This window comes from Dyella halodurans (assembly GCF_026283925.1).
Classification (GTDB): Bacteria; Pseudomonadota; Gammaproteobacteria; order Xanthomonadales; family Rhodanobacteraceae; genus Dyella; species Dyella halodurans.
In genome coordinates this window covers 44,135-59,336 of the sequence record NZ_JAPDPF010000003.1, presented here as the reverse complement: position 1 = coordinate 59,336, position 15,202 = coordinate 44,135, and the positions used below count along the sequence as shown (strand labels likewise).

Annotated in this window: 17 protein-coding genes; 6 read left to right on the top strand and 11 right to left on the bottom strand. The window is 65.1% G+C overall.

The genetic code is table 11. The annotated features are described in order from the left end of the window. Positions 1 to 54 precede the first annotated feature (54 nt). The gene (locus OUZ49_RS07110; protein WP_266149513.1) at positions 55 to 618 is read left to right on the top strand and encodes a zinc ribbon domain-containing protein; all 564 of its coding nucleotides are present in this window, start codon (positions 55 to 57) and stop codon (positions 616 to 618) included. Positions 619 to 775: 157 nt separating this feature from the next. Here the strand turns inward: OUZ49_RS07110 and OUZ49_RS07105 are convergent, their stop codons facing one another. The 3 genes from OUZ49_RS07105 to OUZ49_RS07095 form a co-directional block, all read right to left on the bottom strand. Then, positions 776 to 1,648 (bottom strand): bifunctional helix-turn-helix transcriptional regulator/GNAT family N-acetyltransferase, encoded by an 873-nt coding sequence (locus OUZ49_RS07105; RefSeq protein ID WP_266149511.1) that lies wholly within the window; start codon positions 1,646 to 1,648, stop codon positions 776 to 778. A 127-nt stretch (positions 1,649 to 1,775) separates the two neighbouring features. Next, the gene (locus OUZ49_RS07100; RefSeq protein WP_266149509.1) at positions 1,776 to 2,771 is read right to left on the bottom strand and encodes an aldo/keto reductase; all 996 of its coding nucleotides are present in this window, start codon (positions 2,769 to 2,771) and stop codon (positions 1,776 to 1,778) included. Between the two features lie 48 nt (positions 2,772 to 2,819). Next, positions 2,820 to 3,143 carry a carboxymuconolactone decarboxylase family protein gene (locus OUZ49_RS07095; RefSeq protein ID WP_266149507.1) on the bottom strand — a complete coding sequence of 108 codons (324 nt, stop codon included), beginning with the start codon at positions 3,141 to 3,143 and terminating at the stop codon, positions 2,820 to 2,822. 159 nt (positions 3,144 to 3,302) lie between these two features. On the opposite strand from OUZ49_RS07095, the gene OUZ49_RS07090 reads away from it, so the two are divergent. Further along, positions 3,303 to 4,205: a LysR family transcriptional regulator gene (locus OUZ49_RS07090; RefSeq protein ID WP_266149505.1), complete on the top strand. Its 903-nt coding sequence runs from the start codon at positions 3,303 to 3,305 to the stop codon at positions 4,203 to 4,205. A gap of 169 nt (positions 4,206 to 4,374) precedes the next feature. Here OUZ49_RS07090 and OUZ49_RS07085 read toward each other — a convergent pair whose 3' ends face one another. Next, the gene (locus tag OUZ49_RS07085; protein ID WP_266149503.1) at positions 4,375 to 4,758 is read right to left on the bottom strand and encodes a VOC family protein; all 384 of its coding nucleotides are present in this window, start codon (positions 4,756 to 4,758) and stop codon (positions 4,375 to 4,377) included. A gap of 213 nt (positions 4,759 to 4,971) precedes the next feature. Here OUZ49_RS07085 and yoaA point away from each other — a divergent pair, with 213 nt between their 5' ends. Both yoaA and OUZ49_RS07075 read left to right on the top strand, forming a co-directional pair. After that, positions 4,972 to 6,906: a DNA repair helicase YoaA gene (yoaA, locus tag OUZ49_RS07080; protein WP_266149501.1), complete on the top strand. Its 1,935-nt coding sequence runs from the start codon at positions 4,972 to 4,974 to the stop codon at positions 6,904 to 6,906. A 26-nt stretch (positions 6,907 to 6,932) separates the two neighbouring features. Beyond that, a complete protein-coding gene (locus OUZ49_RS07075; RefSeq protein WP_266149499.1) occupies positions 6,933 to 7,301 on the top strand; it encodes a VOC family protein in 369 nt (122 codons plus the stop codon). Positions 7,302 to 7,322: 21 nt separating this feature from the next. Here the strand turns inward: OUZ49_RS07075 and OUZ49_RS07070 are convergent, their stop codons facing one another. From OUZ49_RS07070 to OUZ49_RS07060, 3 genes are all read right to left on the bottom strand, one after another. Next, positions 7,323 to 8,129: a helix-turn-helix domain-containing protein gene (locus tag OUZ49_RS07070; protein WP_266149497.1), complete on the bottom strand. Its 807-nt coding sequence runs from the start codon at positions 8,127 to 8,129 to the stop codon at positions 7,323 to 7,325. Between the two features lie 91 nt (positions 8,130 to 8,220). Beyond that, on the bottom strand, positions 8,221 to 9,039 hold the full coding sequence (locus tag OUZ49_RS07065; RefSeq protein WP_266149495.1) for an alpha/beta fold hydrolase: 819 nt from the start codon (positions 9,037 to 9,039) through the stop codon (positions 8,221 to 8,223). Between the two features lie 49 nt (positions 9,040 to 9,088). Next, positions 9,089 to 9,457: a nuclear transport factor 2 family protein gene (locus OUZ49_RS07060; RefSeq protein WP_266149493.1), complete on the bottom strand. Its 369-nt coding sequence runs from the start codon at positions 9,455 to 9,457 to the stop codon at positions 9,089 to 9,091. 345 nt (positions 9,458 to 9,802) lie between these two features. On the opposite strand from OUZ49_RS07060, the gene tsaB reads away from it, so the two are divergent. Next, positions 9,803 to 10,492: a tRNA (adenosine(37)-N6)-threonylcarbamoyltransferase complex dimerization subunit type 1 TsaB gene (tsaB, locus tag OUZ49_RS07055; protein WP_266149491.1), complete on the top strand. Its 690-nt coding sequence runs from the start codon at positions 9,803 to 9,805 to the stop codon at positions 10,490 to 10,492. Between the two features lie 103 nt (positions 10,493 to 10,595). On the opposite strand, the gene OUZ49_RS07050 is transcribed toward tsaB, so the two are convergent. Then, positions 10,596 to 11,618, bottom strand: coding sequence for a YeiH family protein (locus OUZ49_RS07050; protein ID WP_266149490.1), 1,023 nt, complete (start codon positions 11,616 to 11,618; stop codon positions 10,596 to 10,598). 86 nt (positions 11,619 to 11,704) lie between these two features. Here OUZ49_RS07050 and OUZ49_RS07045 point away from each other — a divergent pair, with 86 nt between their 5' ends. Beyond that, entirely contained in the window at positions 11,705 to 12,595 is an 891-nt protein-coding gene (locus OUZ49_RS07045; protein WP_266149488.1) for a LysR family transcriptional regulator, read from the top strand. A 30-nt stretch (positions 12,596 to 12,625) separates the two neighbouring features. On the opposite strand, the gene ptsP is transcribed toward OUZ49_RS07045, so the two are convergent. The 3 genes from ptsP to OUZ49_RS07030 all read right to left on the bottom strand — a co-directional run bounded on the left by ptsP (position 12,626) and on the right by OUZ49_RS07030 (position 15,187). Continuing rightward, positions 12,626 to 14,356, bottom strand: coding sequence for a phosphoenolpyruvate--protein phosphotransferase (gene ptsP, locus OUZ49_RS07040; protein WP_266149486.1), 1,731 nt, complete (start codon positions 14,354 to 14,356; stop codon positions 12,626 to 12,628). A 176-nt stretch (positions 14,357 to 14,532) separates the two neighbouring features. Beyond that, positions 14,533 to 14,802, bottom strand: a complete 270-nt coding sequence (locus tag OUZ49_RS07035; RefSeq protein WP_266149484.1) for an HPr family phosphocarrier protein — start codon at positions 14,800 to 14,802, stop codon at positions 14,533 to 14,535. Beyond that, positions 14,795 to 15,187 carry a PTS sugar transporter subunit IIA gene (locus tag OUZ49_RS07030; protein WP_266149482.1) on the bottom strand — a complete coding sequence of 131 codons (393 nt, stop codon included), beginning with the start codon at positions 15,185 to 15,187 and terminating at the stop codon, positions 14,795 to 14,797. The genes OUZ49_RS07035 and OUZ49_RS07030 overlap by 8 nt, the downstream gene beginning before the upstream one ends. Positions 15,188 to 15,202: the final 15 nt, after the last annotated feature.

Here is a 15,202-nt window from a genome sequence, read left to right as displayed (position 1 = left end):
CGAAATCGACACGCCCGGGGCGATAACTGGGTCACCACGACGCGGACCGCCCTCATGGCCCTCATCACCTGCCCCCATTGCGGCGCGAAGGTTGGCGACCAGGGGCGCGCTTGCCCGCAGTGTGGCTCGCCATTATCGGATGCCGCCGCGCCACCCGGCGAGGCGGCCACTGGCGGGCGCGCCCCCTCCCTGCTGCCGGTGCTGTTCGGGGGGTTCCTGATCGCCTGTGTCGTCGCGGCACTCTGGTGGAAGCACCATCATCCAAGCGACACCGCCGCAAACATGTCGGCATCGGAAGCGACGCGCGAACGGAGCGCGGCCGAGTCAAGGTTCAATGAGTCGGTGCGCCGGGCCATGCTTGGCAGCATCACGCTACACGAGGCACAGCTTCACCCGGACAGCTACCAGCTGGAGCATGCCATCCTCTCGGAGGATGGCGATGTTTGCTATACCTATCACACGCGCAACGAATCAGGCGGCATGACGGTCGAGCATGCCGTACTGCCCGCCGAAGGCCGGCTGGCCTTTGGCGATACGGAAGCCGGGCGAGAGGTTTGGGACAAGTCATGTGCCAAGCAGACCGGCACGGATGTCACCGCCAACATCGGGCCACACTGACGCTACGCAGTGACAGCGACGTTGCAGTCCTGATGGGTGCAAAAGCCTCAGACCTTATTGACAGCGATGCCGATCGGGACACGCCAGTACAGTCTGGTGCTCCCTTCCATGCCCTCTGCGCAAACCGTCGCCGCTGTAAGTCGGTGGCGCGCCGAAGTCACAGTCGTTTTTCGAAGAAACTGTCGGCATAGGGATCGTCGTTGAATCGATCGATCTCCTTCCACCCTGTCTTCAGGTAGAGCTGCTTGGCCTCGGGCAAGGCGCGGTTGGTATCCAGGCGCAACACCTGGATGGACAACTCCCGTGCGATTCCCTCGGCTGCGGCCATAAGCCGCTTCGACAATCCGATGCCACGTGCAGAAGGTGCCACCCAGAGCCGCTTGATCTCCGCCATGCCGTGTCTGTCTCCCTTCAATCCCACGCAGCCGACGGGAAGATCGTCAGACCAGGCGACCAGGAAAGCGCCGCGTGGTCGGATCATTTGTTCGGCAAGCGGATCCCGTGAACGCGCTACGTCGAAACCGTGTTCGAAACGGCTGCGGATTTCCTCATAGTAGGCAGCAAGGCAAGACTTGGCTGCCTCATCTCGCGGGTCGGTCTCGTCGATCACCACGCGATCGCGTCCAAGCGCCGATGCCACCAGATCCATCGCCGCCAGCAGTTCGTCTGGCCGCGCATGCTTCGCCAGCAGGGTTCTGGCCTGGGCGTTGGAAAGCCTTTCATAGGCCTGGAACTCCGACTTTCCCGCCTTGGTCAGGTGCGCGACGCGCCGACGCGCGTCGTGGGTACTCACCACGGTTTCCACCAGGCCTTCATCTTCGAGGCCGCGCAACAAACGGCTCATCAGACTGGTCTCGACGCCCAGGTATTCCCTCAACACGGCAACGTCGGTGCGCCCCTGCCCAATGGCATTGATGACGCGGGCGGACCCCAGCGGTCGGCCACGACCAAGAAAGGATTCATCCAGCGCGCCTACCGCTGCCGTCACGGCCCGGTTGAAGCGACGAACACGTTTGATCGCGTCACTCATGGATACCTAACTTAGGTTAGGTAATTTGCGCCGTCAAGCAGGAGGATCGTCACGCGGCCGAAGCGCACCCATCGCCGTTCATCATGCTCGACGATGGGTGCGGGATCGACGCGCGACGGCTCAATCGTCAGCGGCCGATGGTGGCCATCAGGTGCGGCGGATAGCGCTCGCCTTCGATGCGGATGGCCGCGGCCGCCTGCTCGATCTCGGCTAGATCGGCCGTGGTCAGCTCGACCGTGGCTGCGGCCAGATTCTCTTCCAGGCGATGCAGCTTGGTGGTGCCTGGAATCGGCACGATCCACGGCTCGCGGGCGAGCAGCCATGCCAGCGCGATCTGCGCGGGCGTCGCATGCTTGGCGGTGGCGATGCGCTGCAGCAGGTCGACCAGCGCCTGGTTCGCGGCCATGGCTTCGGGCGAGAAGCGCGGGAGGTTTTTGCGGAAGTCGTTGTCACCGATCGTGGTGTCCTTGCTCATGGTGCCGGTGAGAAAGCCCTTGCCCAGTGGGCTATAGGCGACCAGGCCAATGCCGAGCTCCTTGCACGCGTCCAGGATGCCGTTCGTCTCGGGGCCGCGGGTCCATAGCGAGTACTCGTTTTGCAGGGTGGTCACAGGCTGCACCGCGTGGGCTCGACGCAACGTCGGTGCGCCCGGCTCGGACAGGCCAAAATGGCGCACCTTGCCTTCGGCGATCAGATCCTTGACCGCGCCGGCGACGTCTTCGATCGGTACATTGGGATCGACACGGTGCTGGTACAGCAGGTCGATGGTGTCGACGCCCAGACGCTTGAGCGAGGCCTCGGCCACGGCACGAATATGCGCCGGGCGGCTGTTGAGGCCTTTGTTCCGTCCGCTCTCGGGGTCGATGTCGAAGCCGAATTTGGTGGCAATGACGACCTCGTCCCGGACAGCCGCCAAGGCCTTGCCCACCAACACCTCGTTGGTGAACGGCCCATAGACTTCCGCCGTATCGAAAAACGTCACGCCTCGCTCAAAGGCGTCGCGAATCAGACGAATGGCGTCGTTGTCCGCCAGGGCATGGCTGTAGCTGAAGTTCAAGCCCATGCAGCCAAAGCCGAGGGCCGAGACTTCCAGGCCACTCTTTCCAAGTACGCGCTTTTGCATATGTCACCTCGATGAATTCAAAACGGGATCAACCGGCGTGTCCGCCGCTCACGTACCTTCGGCGAACACCTTGCGTGCGATGCCGACCGCCGTACTTGCCGCTGGCCAGCCGGCATAGAAGGCCAGGTGGGTGATGAGCTCGACCAGTTCGTCGCGCGTCACGCCGTTCTGCTGCGCGAACTGCAGATGGAAGGGCAGCTCGTTGATGCGGTATTGCGCGACCAAGGCGGCCACCGTGACCAGGCTGCGGTCGCGCTTGGACAGCTCGGGTCGTTCCCAGACGTCACCAAACAACACCTGCTGCGTGAGCTGGTCGAGCGCGGGCGCAATGTCAGCGAAAGGGCCTTGGGTCTTCGGGGTGAAGTCGGCCATGGTGGGGCTCCTGGAGAAAACGGTGAGTCGCCGAGCGGCCAGTGGGTGACTGCCGGGCGGCGATGACCATGCCAGTCTGGTCCCGTTACGCCTATCTGATAAGACGGCAAATATCGAATGGACTTATGATTCCAGTCGATCAATCACATCGGCGCGATCATGGCTGGCGAGAACTACAACGACCTGCAGGCGTTCCTGGCGGTGGCGCGTGAAGGCAGCTTCACCCGCGCCGCGGCTCAGCTTGGCCTGTCGCAGTCGGCGCTCAGCCACAAGATCCAGGGTCTCGAGGCACGGCTCGGCCTGCGCCTGCTCACCCGCACCACGCGCAGCGTGTCGCCCACCGAAGCCGGCGAGCGACTGCAGCAGGCGCTGGCGCCCAACTTCGAGCATATCGACGCGGCGCTCGCCGGGCTCAGCGAGCTGCGCGACAAGCCCAGTGGCACCATCCGCATCACCAGTAGCGAGCACGCCGCCGCCACCATCCTGTGGCCCGTCCTGGAGACCTTCCTGCCGCAGTACCCGGATATCCATGTGGAGGTGGTCAGCGACTCGACGCTCACCGACATCGTGGCCGAGCGCTTCGACGCCGGCATCCGCCTGGGCGAACAGGTGGCACTGGACATGATTGCCGTGCCCATCGGGCCGCCGACGCGGCTGGTGGTGGTGGGCCAACCGGCTTACCTGGATGCCGGGCCGCCGATCGCCACACCGCACGACCTCACCAGGCACGACTGTATCAATCTGCGCTTTCTTACCCACGGTGGTCTGTATGCGTGGGAGTTCGAGCAAGGTAGCCAGGCACTCAACGTGCGCGTGGAGGGACGGCTGACCTTCAACAGTCTCGAGCGCATCCTTGCCGCCTCACTGGCCGGCTTCGGCCTGGCCTATCTGCCCGAGGACATGGTCCGACCGCACCTCAGGGCCGGCCGTCTGCGCCAGGTGCTGGATGATTGGTGCCCGCTGTTTTCGGGTTATCACCTGTACTACCCAAGCCGGCGGCAACCATCGCCCGCCTTTGCCCTGCTGGTCGATGCGCTTCGATACCGCTCGCACAAACCCTAGTGGGCAGCGGTGCCGCCAGCAGATTCGGTCGTCAGCGTTGCTGCCGTTTCGCGATACGCCGCCAACCGCCTTGCCCCATCTTCGTTTGGGAGCCGAGGTGAACCAGCCATGCGCAATGCCGGGCAAGCCTGGCGTGCATACGGTCATGAAGTGACCGCTCGAGTCGCGCTTATGCCGGGCGTCGGCGTTCTTCCATCAGGCCAACCAGGTTGCCGTCCGGATCGCGCAGGAAAGCCAGCCACAAGGTGTGATCGGACAGCTCGGCCGTGGCCTGCGGTTCGCGCTCGCCGGTGGCGCCACGATTCAGCAGGGCCGAGAAGGTGTCGCCGATATCGGCCACTTTGAAATACAGGATGGAGTTACTGCCTACCCTGCCCGCGCCTTGCGGTGTCGACAGCATCAGGCGCACGCCACCGCTGTCGAGGAAGGCGAGATTCGGGGCAGGGCGGAACAGGAATGGCAACTCGAGTATGTCGCGGTAGAAGGCAAGCGCGAGGTCGACATCGCTTACCGTGATGGCAATCTGGCCGATACCGCTGATGGACGTGGGCATGGGCGAACTCCGCAGGTCGGGGCGTCAGCAGTCTAGACCTTGGCTGCCGGGCGTGTTGTGAGGGGCGAGGAGCGAGGGCGTCACAATCACTCGCTCCCGCGGTTTGGCGGCGCCTCGTTCAGTCGCCCTCGCTACTCATCCCTCACTACTCATCCCTCGCCCCTCGCCCCAAGGACATTCGCGAGTGCGGCTCAGGTCGGCGATACTTGGCGGATGATCGATGACGAGGATATGGCCGCGTTGCTGGGCCCGGATGGCCCGTTTGCCCGCGAGCTGCCGAATTTCGCGCCACGTGCCGCCCAACAGGCGATGGCGCGTGCCGTGCAGCATGCCATCGCCGAGCGTGAAACCCTGATCGCCGAGGCCGGCACCGGCACCGGCAAGACCTTCGCGTATCTGGTGCCGGCGCTATTGTCCGGCCAGCGAGTGATCGTCTCCACCGGTACCAAGGCGTTGCAGGACCAGTTGTACTTCCGCGACCTTCCGCGTGTGCGTTCCGTGCTGGATGCGCGCCTGAAGACGGCGCTGCTGAAAGGGCGCGCGAACTATCTGTGCCTGTACCGGCTTGACCAGACCGTGCGCGAAGGCGCCACCTTCGATCGCGCCCAGGCAGGGCAGCTGGCTGCGATCCGCACGTGGTCCGCGCGCACGCGGCGCGGCGATCGCGCGGAATTGGCCGAGGTGCCGGAAGAGTCGCCGCTGTGGCCGCGGGTCACCTCGACGCCGGACAACTGCCTGGGCGTGGAATGCCCGTTCTACGACGACTGCCACGTGGTGAAAGCGCGCCGCGAGGCGCAGGAAGCCGACCTGGTGGTGGTCAACCATCACTTGTTGTTCGCGGACCTGGCCCTGAAACAGGAGGGCTTCGGCGAAATTCTCCCTGGCGCGCATGCCTTCATCCTCGATGAGGCGCATCAGATCCCGGATCTGGCCGGCCAGTTCTTCTCGCAAAGCATCAGTGCCCGTCAGTTCAGCGAATTGGCGCAGGACAGCCTGAGCGAATGTAATGGCATCACCGGCGCGATCGGCCTGGTGCTCGAGCCGGCCGAGGCCTTGCAGGATGCCGTGCGCAGATTGCGGCTGGCCATGGATGCGTTGCCGGAGCGCGGGCCGTTCCACCTGCTGGAAGCGAGTGCATCCATTCACACCGGACTGCACGACCTGCGTGAAGTGCTGGCTGCACTCACCGATGTGCTCGCCTCCCAGGCCGAGCGCTCGCGCGGTTTTGCCAATGCGCACGAGCGTGCAGCCCATCTGAGCGAACGCCTCGATCGCATTGCCGAGCGCGAGAGCGAGCGGGATGTGCGCTGGTACGAACTCTTTCCGCGTGGCTTTGCCTTGCACGCCACGCCACTCGATCTCGCCGCGCCCTTGCGCGCGATGCGCGAGCAGACGCAGGCGGCCTGGATCCATACCTCGGCTACCCTGTCGGTGGCCGGCAGTTTCGACCACTTTGCACGCCAGCTTGGACTGGAGGATCCGCAGACACTGCAGGTGGAAAGTCCGTTCGACTACGCCACCCAGGCCCTTTGTTACCTGCCGACGCCGTTGCCTGATCCTGCCACGCGGGACTATACGGATCGCGTGCTCGACGCCGTGCTGCCGGTGTTGCACGCATCGAACGGGCGCGCCTTCCTGCTGTTCACCTCGCATCGCGCACTTCGCCGCGCGGCGGAACTGTTGCGCGAGCGCGTGCCCTGGCCGCTGTTCGTGCAGGGCACGGCGCCGCGGCATCGGCTGCTGGAGGAATTTCGCAGCAGCGGTCATGGCGTGCTGCTGGGCGCGGCCAGTTTCTGGGAAGGGGTGGACGTCGCGGGCGAGGCCTTGAGCGTCGTGGTGATCGACAAGCTGCCATTCGCCGCGCCGGATGATCCGGTGTTGCAGGCGCGGCTGGAGGCCTTGGAACATGCCGGCATCAACCCCTTCATGGGCTGGCAGGTACCGACGGCGGTCATTGCGCTCAAGCAGGGCGCCGGCCGCTTGATTCGTGATGTGCGCGACCGCGGCGTGTTGGTGCTATGCGATCCTCGCCTGACCAGCAAGGGCTATGGTCGCCTGTTTCTCGCCAGTCTTCCCGCCATGCCGCGCACGCGCGAACTGGCGGCGGTGCAGGCGTTTTTCGAGGGCGAGCTGTCGTCGCCCGCTTAGCGGTTTCACTTCGAGAGGATCAGGACATGGCAAAGGTCATTGGTCTGGGCGGTATCTTCTTCAAGTCACGCGATCCCAAGGCGTTGAGCGAATGGTATGCGCGTCATCTGGGCCTGCCCGTCGATGACTGGGGCGGCGTGCGCTTCGACGAAGACGAGCAGCGCAAGGGCTATACCTTGTGGTCGGCGTTTGCGGCGGATACGGACTATTTCGCACCGAGCGCGCAACCGTACATGATCAATTTCCGCGTGGACGATCTCGATGGCTTGCTGGCACAGCTGCGCGACGCCGGCGTGACGGTAGATGAGAACGTCCAGGACAGCGAGTTCGGTCGCTTCGGTTGGATCATGGACCCCGAAGGCACGCGCGTGGAGTTGTGGCAGCCGCCGGGTTGACCCGGATGGCCGCGGCGGCGCTCACGCTGCGGCCACCGCGCGCAAGCGCTCCATGGTGGCCTGGTCGGCCGGCACGAAAGCCTCGAGTGCCAGCTCGGCGAGGGTGATGTCGGTGGGCGTGCCGAACACCGTGGTCGTGCTCAACATCGACAGTACTTCGCCGTTGAGCTCCAGCTCCATCGGCACGGCGATCGCATGGATTGGGGCTGTCGTGGTCCACACAGCCTCTGCGGCAGGCGCGGGATAGGCCTGCAGTTCGCGCAACAGTTCGATCAGCTGCGGATCCTGGCTGGCGTCGATTTGTCGGCGCAGGCGATCGAGCAGGTGTGCCCGCCATACCGGCAGGTTGCGTATGCGCGGGGCCAGGCCGGCTGGATGCAGGCTGAGTCGCAGCACATTGACCGGCGTCTGCAGCCACGCCTCGGACAGTCCCGACAACAAGCGCAGCGTCGCCTGGTTGCTCGCGACCAGATTCCAGTGACGGTCGACCGCAAGCGCCGGATAGGGCTCCAGTCCTTTCAGCAGCAGATCGATGGTTGCGCGTGCGACATCCAGGGCGGGATCGGCCAGCGTGCGTTCGCGGAAGGCCGGGGCAAAACCCGCGGCCACCAGTAGCGCGTTACGTTCGCGCAGCGGGATATCCAGATACTCGGCCAGGTGCAGGATCATGTCGCGGCTCGGTTGGGAACGTCCCGATTCGACGAAGCTGAGGTGGCGCGTGGAGATCTCGGCGCCGGTGGCCAGATCGAGCTGGCTCAGCCGGCGATGCCGTCGCCACTCGCGCAACAGATCGCCGACAGGCCGAGGCGGGATAGCGACAGCATTCATGCGAAAGCTCCTGGTGGCGCGGGGCGAGCGTGGCGTCGACTGGCACGGATCAATGATCCCACGCGGCGCCGCCGTTGCCGTGCGCCGAGAGTCATGCCGTGACCTCGGTCGCCATAAAGGCCTGGATATCGTCGAGCAAAGGCAGTCGATGGGTGTGATACAGGCCGTGTGGCGCGCCGGGGTATTCCAGGTAGCGACAATCAGGCACCAATCCGGCGATCGCGCGTCCATACGCGACCGGCTCACTGACATCGCGATGGCCATGGATGACCAGCAAGGGAACGTCGATGCGGCGCAGTTCGTCGCGCAGGTCGGCGCGGCAGCGGATGCGAAAGCAGGCGGTGGCGGCGTACAGCGACGTACCGAGGGCGATATCGATCGTGCGACGGATGGTGCCGGCTGAAGTATGCGTCTCGGCAGGAAGAAAGAAGCCATCGGCCGCGTCGTGGAGCCAGCGCGGAAAATCCGCGTGGATTTGCGCCAACACCGGATCGAAGGCACTGGCGGGTAGCCGTGCACCATCCGCATCGAGATAGCAGGGGGCGATCGATGAGACGAAGATCGCCCGCGCTATTCGCGTGCTGCCATGGCGCGAGAGCAAGCGAGTGCATTCGCCGGTGCCCATCGAATGGCCGACCAGGGTGACCTCGTGCAGGTCGAGATGTTCGATCAACTCAGCCAGGTCGTCGGCCAGCCGGTCATAGTCGTAACCGCTGGCGGGCTGCTCGGAGCGGCCATGGCCGCGACGGTCCATGGCAATGGTGCGCAGGCCCAGCGCGTTGAAGTGCAGCATGTGCGGGGCCCACATCTGCGCGTCGAGGGCCCAGGAATGGACGAACAGGATGGGCTTGCCGTGGCCCCAATCCTGGTAGGCGAGGGTGACGCCGTCACTGCTTTTGAAACTTGGCATGGTGTGTCTCCGGTGAGGGCGAGCGGCCGTAGTCGCTCGCCGGATGAGGTCAGGCTGCCTGCGGCACCTTGTCGAGAAAGCCGAACACCTGGCGGATGCGGCCGTGTTCCAGCGCGGCGACATCGAAGCCAACGACGAGCGGCTCGTCCGCATCGGGAGCAGCCAGCTGCCATTGGAAGCGCAGCGTGTCGTGATGCGCGTCGACCGGGCCGGCAAGGCTGAAGCGATGGCCAGGGAACATGCCCTGCACGGCAGCGATGGTGGCGTCGATGGCCTCCCAGCCATTCGCGTCGATCATCGGGTCGGTATAGCGCGCATGCTCGGTGTAGACGTCTTCGATCAGGTTGCGGCGGCGTAGCGCATCGGTTTCGTTCCAGCCGTCGATATAGCGTTCGATGAGGTGGTGGGCGTTGTGCATGACGAACTCCTTGCTGTCTCGTTGAGGTGAGCCCAGCCTGAAGCCGACATGGCGCCAAGGCGATTACCCGGGAGGTAATGGCTTGCACGTGGCGGGCCGGTCTTCGTTTCGTCATCAAGCCGCCGTGGTTTGACCGCAGCGCGCCCGTTGCCTTGCCGCGGCGACTGTTTCCATCAAGGCTCGGTGCTCAGGAGAGAAGGCCATGGGAAGCTGGTTGCGAGCTTGGACCGCCGCGCTGTTGCGCATCGGTCTGTTGGCGCTGCAGAGGAACCTGGCCTGCCGCATTGACGGGTACGCCAGCGGACCCACCGCGGCAGGGCCGACAGCCGTTATCATGGAGCGGTCATGAATCTGCTCGCCATCGAAACCGCTACCGAAGCTTGTTCTGTCGCCCTCATCCATGGCGACGAAGTGATCGCGCGCAGCGAACTCGCTCCCCGCCGTCATGCCGAGCTGGTGTTGCCGATGGCCGACGCGCTGCTGGCTGAAGCCGGGCTAGGCCGTCATGCGCTCAACGCCATTGCCGTCGGGCGCGGACCGGGCGCCTTTACCGGCGTGCGGCTCGGCATCTCCCTGGCACAAGGCATGGCCTTGGCGCTCGATATCCCCGTCATCACGATATCGTCGCTCGCCGCGCTGGCGTTGGAAGCACCTGAAGACGATGCCACCATCCTCGCCGTGATCGATGCGCGCATGGGTGAAATCTATGCAGCGAGTTATCGACGCGACGATAACGGCGGCCTCGTCGCGCTCGACGACGAGCGCGTCTGCATGCACGATGCCCTGGTTTTGCCGCAGGCGTCCCATTGGCATGTGGTCGGCACGGGCTGGGCCACTTATGCCGATGTACTGCGTGCTCGCCTCACCGGCGAGTTGCGTTCTGCGGACGGCGCCTGCTATCCGCAGGCGCGTCATGTGGCCGAACTGGCTGCGTTGGAATTCAAAGCGGGGCGGGCCACTGCCCCTGAGCATGCGCTACCGGTCTATCTACGTGACAAGGTGGCGTTGACACTGGTGGAGCAGGGCAAGGCTTGAGCCTGCTCAAGATTCCTGGAAAAGATACGAATTAAGCCGTCATCCCAGCCAAGCTGGGATGACGGCTTGTGTTGAGCGATTTCCCGAGACTCTGGAGCGGCTCTTAAAGCTGCCCAATCACCAACTGCACCAGCAAGCTGCTGACCGATACCGCCGCCCACACGCCAAGGCCCAGCAGGATCGGACGTGCACCGGTGGAAGCCATGCGGCGCAGGTTGGCCGACAGACCGATCGCGGTAAGCGCCACGATGATCAGGAACTCCGCCGCCATATGCAGCACGGGCTGGATCGCTGTCGGAATAAGGCCTGCCGTACGTACCGCCGAGGCGACCAGGAACCACAGGATGAACCAGGGGAAGATGCGGGCCAGGCTGAAATCGCTGGCGCCCTGCTTCTTCTGCTTCCAGGCCGTGGCGAAGGCCAGCACCAGGCAGATCGGGATGATCAGCGTGGCACGGGTCAGCTTGACGATGGTGGCGTAGTCGCCGGCCTGCTTGCTGAAGCTGTAGCCTGCTGCCACGACCGACGAGGTGTCATTGATCGCCGTACCTGCCCACAGGCCGAAGCCGAGGTCGGACAGGTGCAGCAGGTGCCCAAGCAGCGGGAACAACAGCACGGCGACCAGGTTGAACAGGAAGATGGTGGAGATCGCGAATGCGGTGTCGTGGTCGTCCGGCTTGATGATCGGCGTCACCGCCGCAATTGCCGAGCCACCGCAAATGGCCGTGCCCACGCCGATCAGGATCTTCAGCTTGTCGTCCACCTTCAACAGGCGCCCCAGCAGCCAGGCGCTGAGGAAGGCCACGGTCATGGTCACCAGGGTGACCGACAGTGACTCCAGGCCGGTCTTGGCGACCTGGTTCAGGCTCAGGCCGAAACCCAGCGCAATGATCGACCATTGCAGTACTTGCTTGCCGGCAAACTGGATGCCCGGCGTATAGCTGCCACCCGGCGCCACCAGGTTGCGTACGGCAATGCCCAGCACGATGCCGAACACCGGACCGCCGATCAGCGGCACGGCCTTGCCCAGCAGCAGCGCGACCAGGGCAATGGCCACCGACAGCAGCAGGCCCGGCAGGCGTTGATTGAGGGTGGGAGCGGACAGGGTTGTAGCGTTGGCGTTCATGGCGATCTCCTTCGACGGCGCCATTCTCCGCTCGTCAGTCCATCAATAAAACTTTGAATTTCTGATGGATGGAATAAGATCTGCTGATGATCAATATCAGTCCCCGCCAGCTCGAGGTGTTCGTGCAGATTGCCCGCCTGGGCAGCGTGCGCGCCGCTGCCGAAGCGCTGCATCTCACCCAGCCCGCGGCGAGCATGGCCCTGGCCGAGATGGAGCGGCAGCTGGATGCGCCGGTGTTCGCGCGCGAACGCGGTCGCCTGCGGCTCAATACGCGCGGGCGCGAGCTGTTGCCGTTGGCGCAGGAGCTGCTGGAGCGCTACGCCGAGTTCGGACGGATCGGCAGCGACAGTGCGCAAGCCCTGGGCGGCGAATTGCGCGTGGGCGCCAGCAACACCGTGGGCAATTATCGCGTGGGCGAGCTGCTGGGCGATTTCGTGCGCGCCCATCCGCATGTCTCGGTCCGGCTGCGCGTGTCCAATACCGCCGAGATCGCCGCGGCCATGCTCGATCACGCCCTGGAGCTGGGTTGCGTGGAAGGGCCCGTGGCGCATCCTTCGCTGGAAGTGCGTCCCTGGCGTGACGATGCCTTGGTGGTGTGCGTTTCCCCCGATCATCCACTGGCGCGCAAACGGCGATTGCAGCCGGATGACTTTGCCGGCGCGCGCTGGGTGTTGCGTGAGCCCGGCTCAGCCACACGCAGCTTGAGTGAGCGCGCGCTGTCCAGTTTGCCGATGGGCGAGACCGTATTGGAGCTCGACCAGACCGAAGCGATCAAGCAGGCGGTGATTGCAGGCCTCGGTATTGCCTGCCTGCCCGAAGTGGCCGTCACCGATGCGGTGATGAGCGGGCGCCTGAAAACACTGAAGACACCGTTTCTCGATCTGCAACGCAAGCTGTCGCTGCTGCTGCATCGCCAGCGTTATCGCGGTGCCTTGATCGAGGCCTTTCTGCACGGCGCCTTCGGCGGGCGCGGCTGATCCTGTCAACGCCCTTCCCACGGCCAGCTTTTACCCGGTGATCTCAGCCAGCAGCGCTTCCGCCTGTTCGTGCGTATGTGCACGCAGGATGCGTGGTGCATTCGCGCGCAGGGCGGCGTGATCGAGCGCGGCCAGGCGATCGCGCACGTGCAGCAGCTGGCTGGGGTGCATGCTGAACTCGCACAGGCCCAGCGCCAGCAGCAGGGCGGTGAAGTTCACATCGCCACCGATTTCACCGCACAGGCTCACCGGCTTCTTCGCACGCCGTCCGGCGCTGATCACATACGACAGCAGGCGCAGCAGCGCGGGCTGCAGCGGGTTGTAGATATTGTCCAGCGCATCGTTGCCGCGATCGGCGGCCAGCACGTACTGGGCCAGGTCGTTGGTGCCGATGGCGAGAAAGTCCGCGTGTTCCAGCAGGGCGCGCACATTGATCGCCGCGGCGGGCACTTCGACCATCGCGCCGAGCGCCAGCTTCTCCGGCAGGTCCACGTTCTCGCGCTTGAGTTCCTGGCGCGCCAGCTTGAACAGCGTGCGCACGGCGATCAGTTCGTCGGGCTGCGTCACCATCGGCACCAGCACGCGCACCGGTCCATAGCAGGCCGCGCGCAGGATCGCGCGAATCTGCGTGGTGAACACGGCGGGATAGCGCAACGACAGGCGCACGCCGCGCACACCCAGCGCCGGATTGTCCTCGCCGCGCAGGACCAGGCCTGCGGCATCGGCCTTGTCGGCGCCAAGGTCCAGCGTGCGAATGGTGACCGGCAGGCCACCCATGCCAAGGACCAGATCGCGGTAGGCGATGAATTGCTCGTCCTCGGTGGGCAGGCCCTTTTGTCGAAGGAACAGGAATTCCGTCCGATAAAGGCCGACGCCATCGGCGCCGCGCGCGCGCGCCATGGCGATGTCGGCCGGCATCTCGGCGTTGGCCAGCAGGCGTATATCGATGCCATCGCGCGTGCGCGTAGGGGCATTGGCCAGGGTGGCCAGGCGGCGACCCTCCTGCACGGCCTCGCGCTGCCAGGAACGGTAGCGGGCCAGATCCTGCGCGGTGGGATGCACCACGGCTTCGTTGCGCTCGGCGTCGAGCAGGATCAGGTCGTCATCGTGGATGCTCGACAAGGCATCGCGCACGCCGACCAGCATGGGCAGGTCCAGGCTGCGCGCGAGGATGGCGCTGTGCGAATACGCGCTGCCCGAGCTGGCCACCACGCCGAGCAGGCCGCTGCCCGCCAGGTGCGCCATGTCGGCGGGCGCGATGGTATCGGCGATCAGGATTTCGCCCACGCGCGCCGCCAGCTTGCGTTCTTCGCGGCTGGTCTGGCGCTGCAAGGCGGAAATGACTCGACCAATGACCTGGTCGACGTCTTCCTTGCGCGAACGCAGGTAGGGGTCGTCCATCGCCTCGAACACCGCGGCCAGGCGATCGCGCTGCTTCTTGAGCGCTGCGCCCGGACGGTAATGGCCGATGCGTACGAGGTCGTCCAGGCCGCGCAGCAGCTCGGGGTCGTCCAGCAACAGGCTGTGCGCGTCGATGAATTCATTCACCTCGCGCGCCAGGGCGCCATGCAGCTTGCCGCGCAGCTCGCGCAGCTCCTGCCGCGCGGTCTCCAGCGCCCGATGCAGGCGCTGCAGTTCGACCTCGACCTCGTCCTCGTTCAGTGGACGGGTGTCGACCAGATAGCGGCTTGGCTGGACCAGGCGCGCCCGTCCCAGGGCCATGCCCCGCGCGGCCGTGGTGCCAGTCAGTGTTTGTCTCATGCGTACCTTCCCTGGTGGGGTGACCTGCTCGGTCTCTCAACGCGGTGGCATCCGGCCACGACGACACTATTCATTCCCGATCCCGGCTCTCCCGACCCGGAAAAGTGGCGCGCCACCAGGCATGGGGCCGTGGCAACGGCCTCCTGGCGCTGGGCTCGGGCGATGACTTTCCGCACTCAGGCTCCTTCGTCGAATTTGCGGTCGAACAGGGCGACCACGGCATGGATGGCGGATTCCTCATCCGGCCCATCCGCGCGGACGGTCAGCTGCGTGCCGATGCCGGCTGCCAGCATCATGACGCCCATGATGCTCTGCGCGTTGACTTCGCGCCCCTTGCTGACCAGCCAGACCGTGGATTTGAAGCCCTGCACCAGTTGCACCAGCTTGGCCGAGGCACGGGCATGCAGGCCGAGCTTGTTGGAAACTACGATGTCTTGTTCAAGCATGATCGATCAGGATTCCCCCGCGTCCACCGCTGGCGGCGATTTCCGCCAGTTCGTCTAATGGTTTGTCTGCATAGTTGAGCACGCGCAGCAGCATCGGGAGGTTGAGCCCCGACACACAGCGCAAACGCACGCCCAGCGCGCCCAGCGACAGCCCGATATTGCAGGGCGTGGCGCCGTACAGGTCGGCCAGTACGAGCACGCCGTCGCCTTCATCGAGGGCCCGGGCATGCTTGGCGGTGAGTGTTCGCATGACATCCGGATCGGACTGCGCGGGCACTTCCACCGCTTCCACCCGCAAGGGCAGCTTCGGAATCACGTGATGGGCGGCCAGGATCAAGGCCTTGCCGACCGCCTCGTGGGTCATCAGCAATACGCCGACGCTCATGACGGCGTGCCGTTC

Coding starts and splice junctions, on each gene's coding strand:
- OUZ49_RS07060 (WP_266149493.1), bottom strand. CDS start 9,457: ATGCACAACGCCCACCACCTCATCGAACGCTATATCGACGGCTGGAAC.
- OUZ49_RS07045 (WP_266149488.1), top strand. CDS start 11,705: ATGATCAATATCAGTCCCCGCCAGCTCGAGGTGTTCGTGCAGATTGCC.
- OUZ49_RS07090 (WP_266149505.1), top strand. CDS start 3,303: ATGGCTGGCGAGAACTACAACGACCTGCAGGCGTTCCTGGCGGTGGCG.
- OUZ49_RS07075 (WP_266149499.1), top strand. CDS start 6,933: ATGGCAAAGGTCATTGGTCTGGGCGGTATCTTCTTCAAGTCACGCGAT.
- OUZ49_RS07110 (WP_266149513.1), top strand. CDS start 55: ATGGCCCTCATCACCTGCCCCCATTGCGGCGCGAAGGTTGGCGACCAG.
- OUZ49_RS07035 (WP_266149484.1), bottom strand. CDS start 14,802: ATGCTTGAACAAGACATCGTAGTTTCCAACAAGCTCGGCCTGCATGCC.
- OUZ49_RS07105 (WP_266149511.1), bottom strand. CDS start 1,648: ATGAGTGACGCGATCAAACGTGTTCGTCGCTTCAACCGGGCCGTGACG.
- tsaB (WP_266149491.1), top strand. CDS start 9,803: ATGAATCTGCTCGCCATCGAAACCGCTACCGAAGCTTGTTCTGTCGCC.
- ptsP (WP_266149486.1), bottom strand. CDS start 14,356: ATGAGACAAACACTGACTGGCACCACGGCCGCGCGGGGCATGGCCCTG.
- OUZ49_RS07070 (WP_266149497.1), bottom strand. CDS start 8,129: ATGAATGCTGTCGCTATCCCGCCTCGGCCTGTCGGCGATCTGTTGCGC.
- OUZ49_RS07050 (WP_266149490.1), bottom strand. CDS start 11,618: ATGAACGCCAACGCTACAACCCTGTCCGCTCCCACCCTCAATCAACGC.
- OUZ49_RS07030 (WP_266149482.1), bottom strand. CDS start 15,187: ATGAGCGTCGGCGTATTGCTGATGACCCACGAGGCGGTCGGCAAGGCC.
- yoaA (WP_266149501.1), top strand. CDS start 4,972: ATGATCGATGACGAGGATATGGCCGCGTTGCTGGGCCCGGATGGCCCG.
- OUZ49_RS07100 (WP_266149509.1), bottom strand. CDS start 2,771: ATGCAAAAGCGCGTACTTGGAAAGAGTGGCCTGGAAGTCTCGGCCCTC.
- OUZ49_RS07065 (WP_266149495.1), bottom strand. CDS start 9,039: ATGCCAAGTTTCAAAAGCAGTGACGGCGTCACCCTCGCCTACCAGGAT.
- OUZ49_RS07095 (WP_266149507.1), bottom strand. CDS start 3,143: ATGGCCGACTTCACCCCGAAGACCCAAGGCCCTTTCGCTGACATTGCG.
- OUZ49_RS07085 (WP_266149503.1), bottom strand. CDS start 4,758: ATGCCCACGTCCATCAGCGGTATCGGCCAGATTGCCATCACGGTAAGC.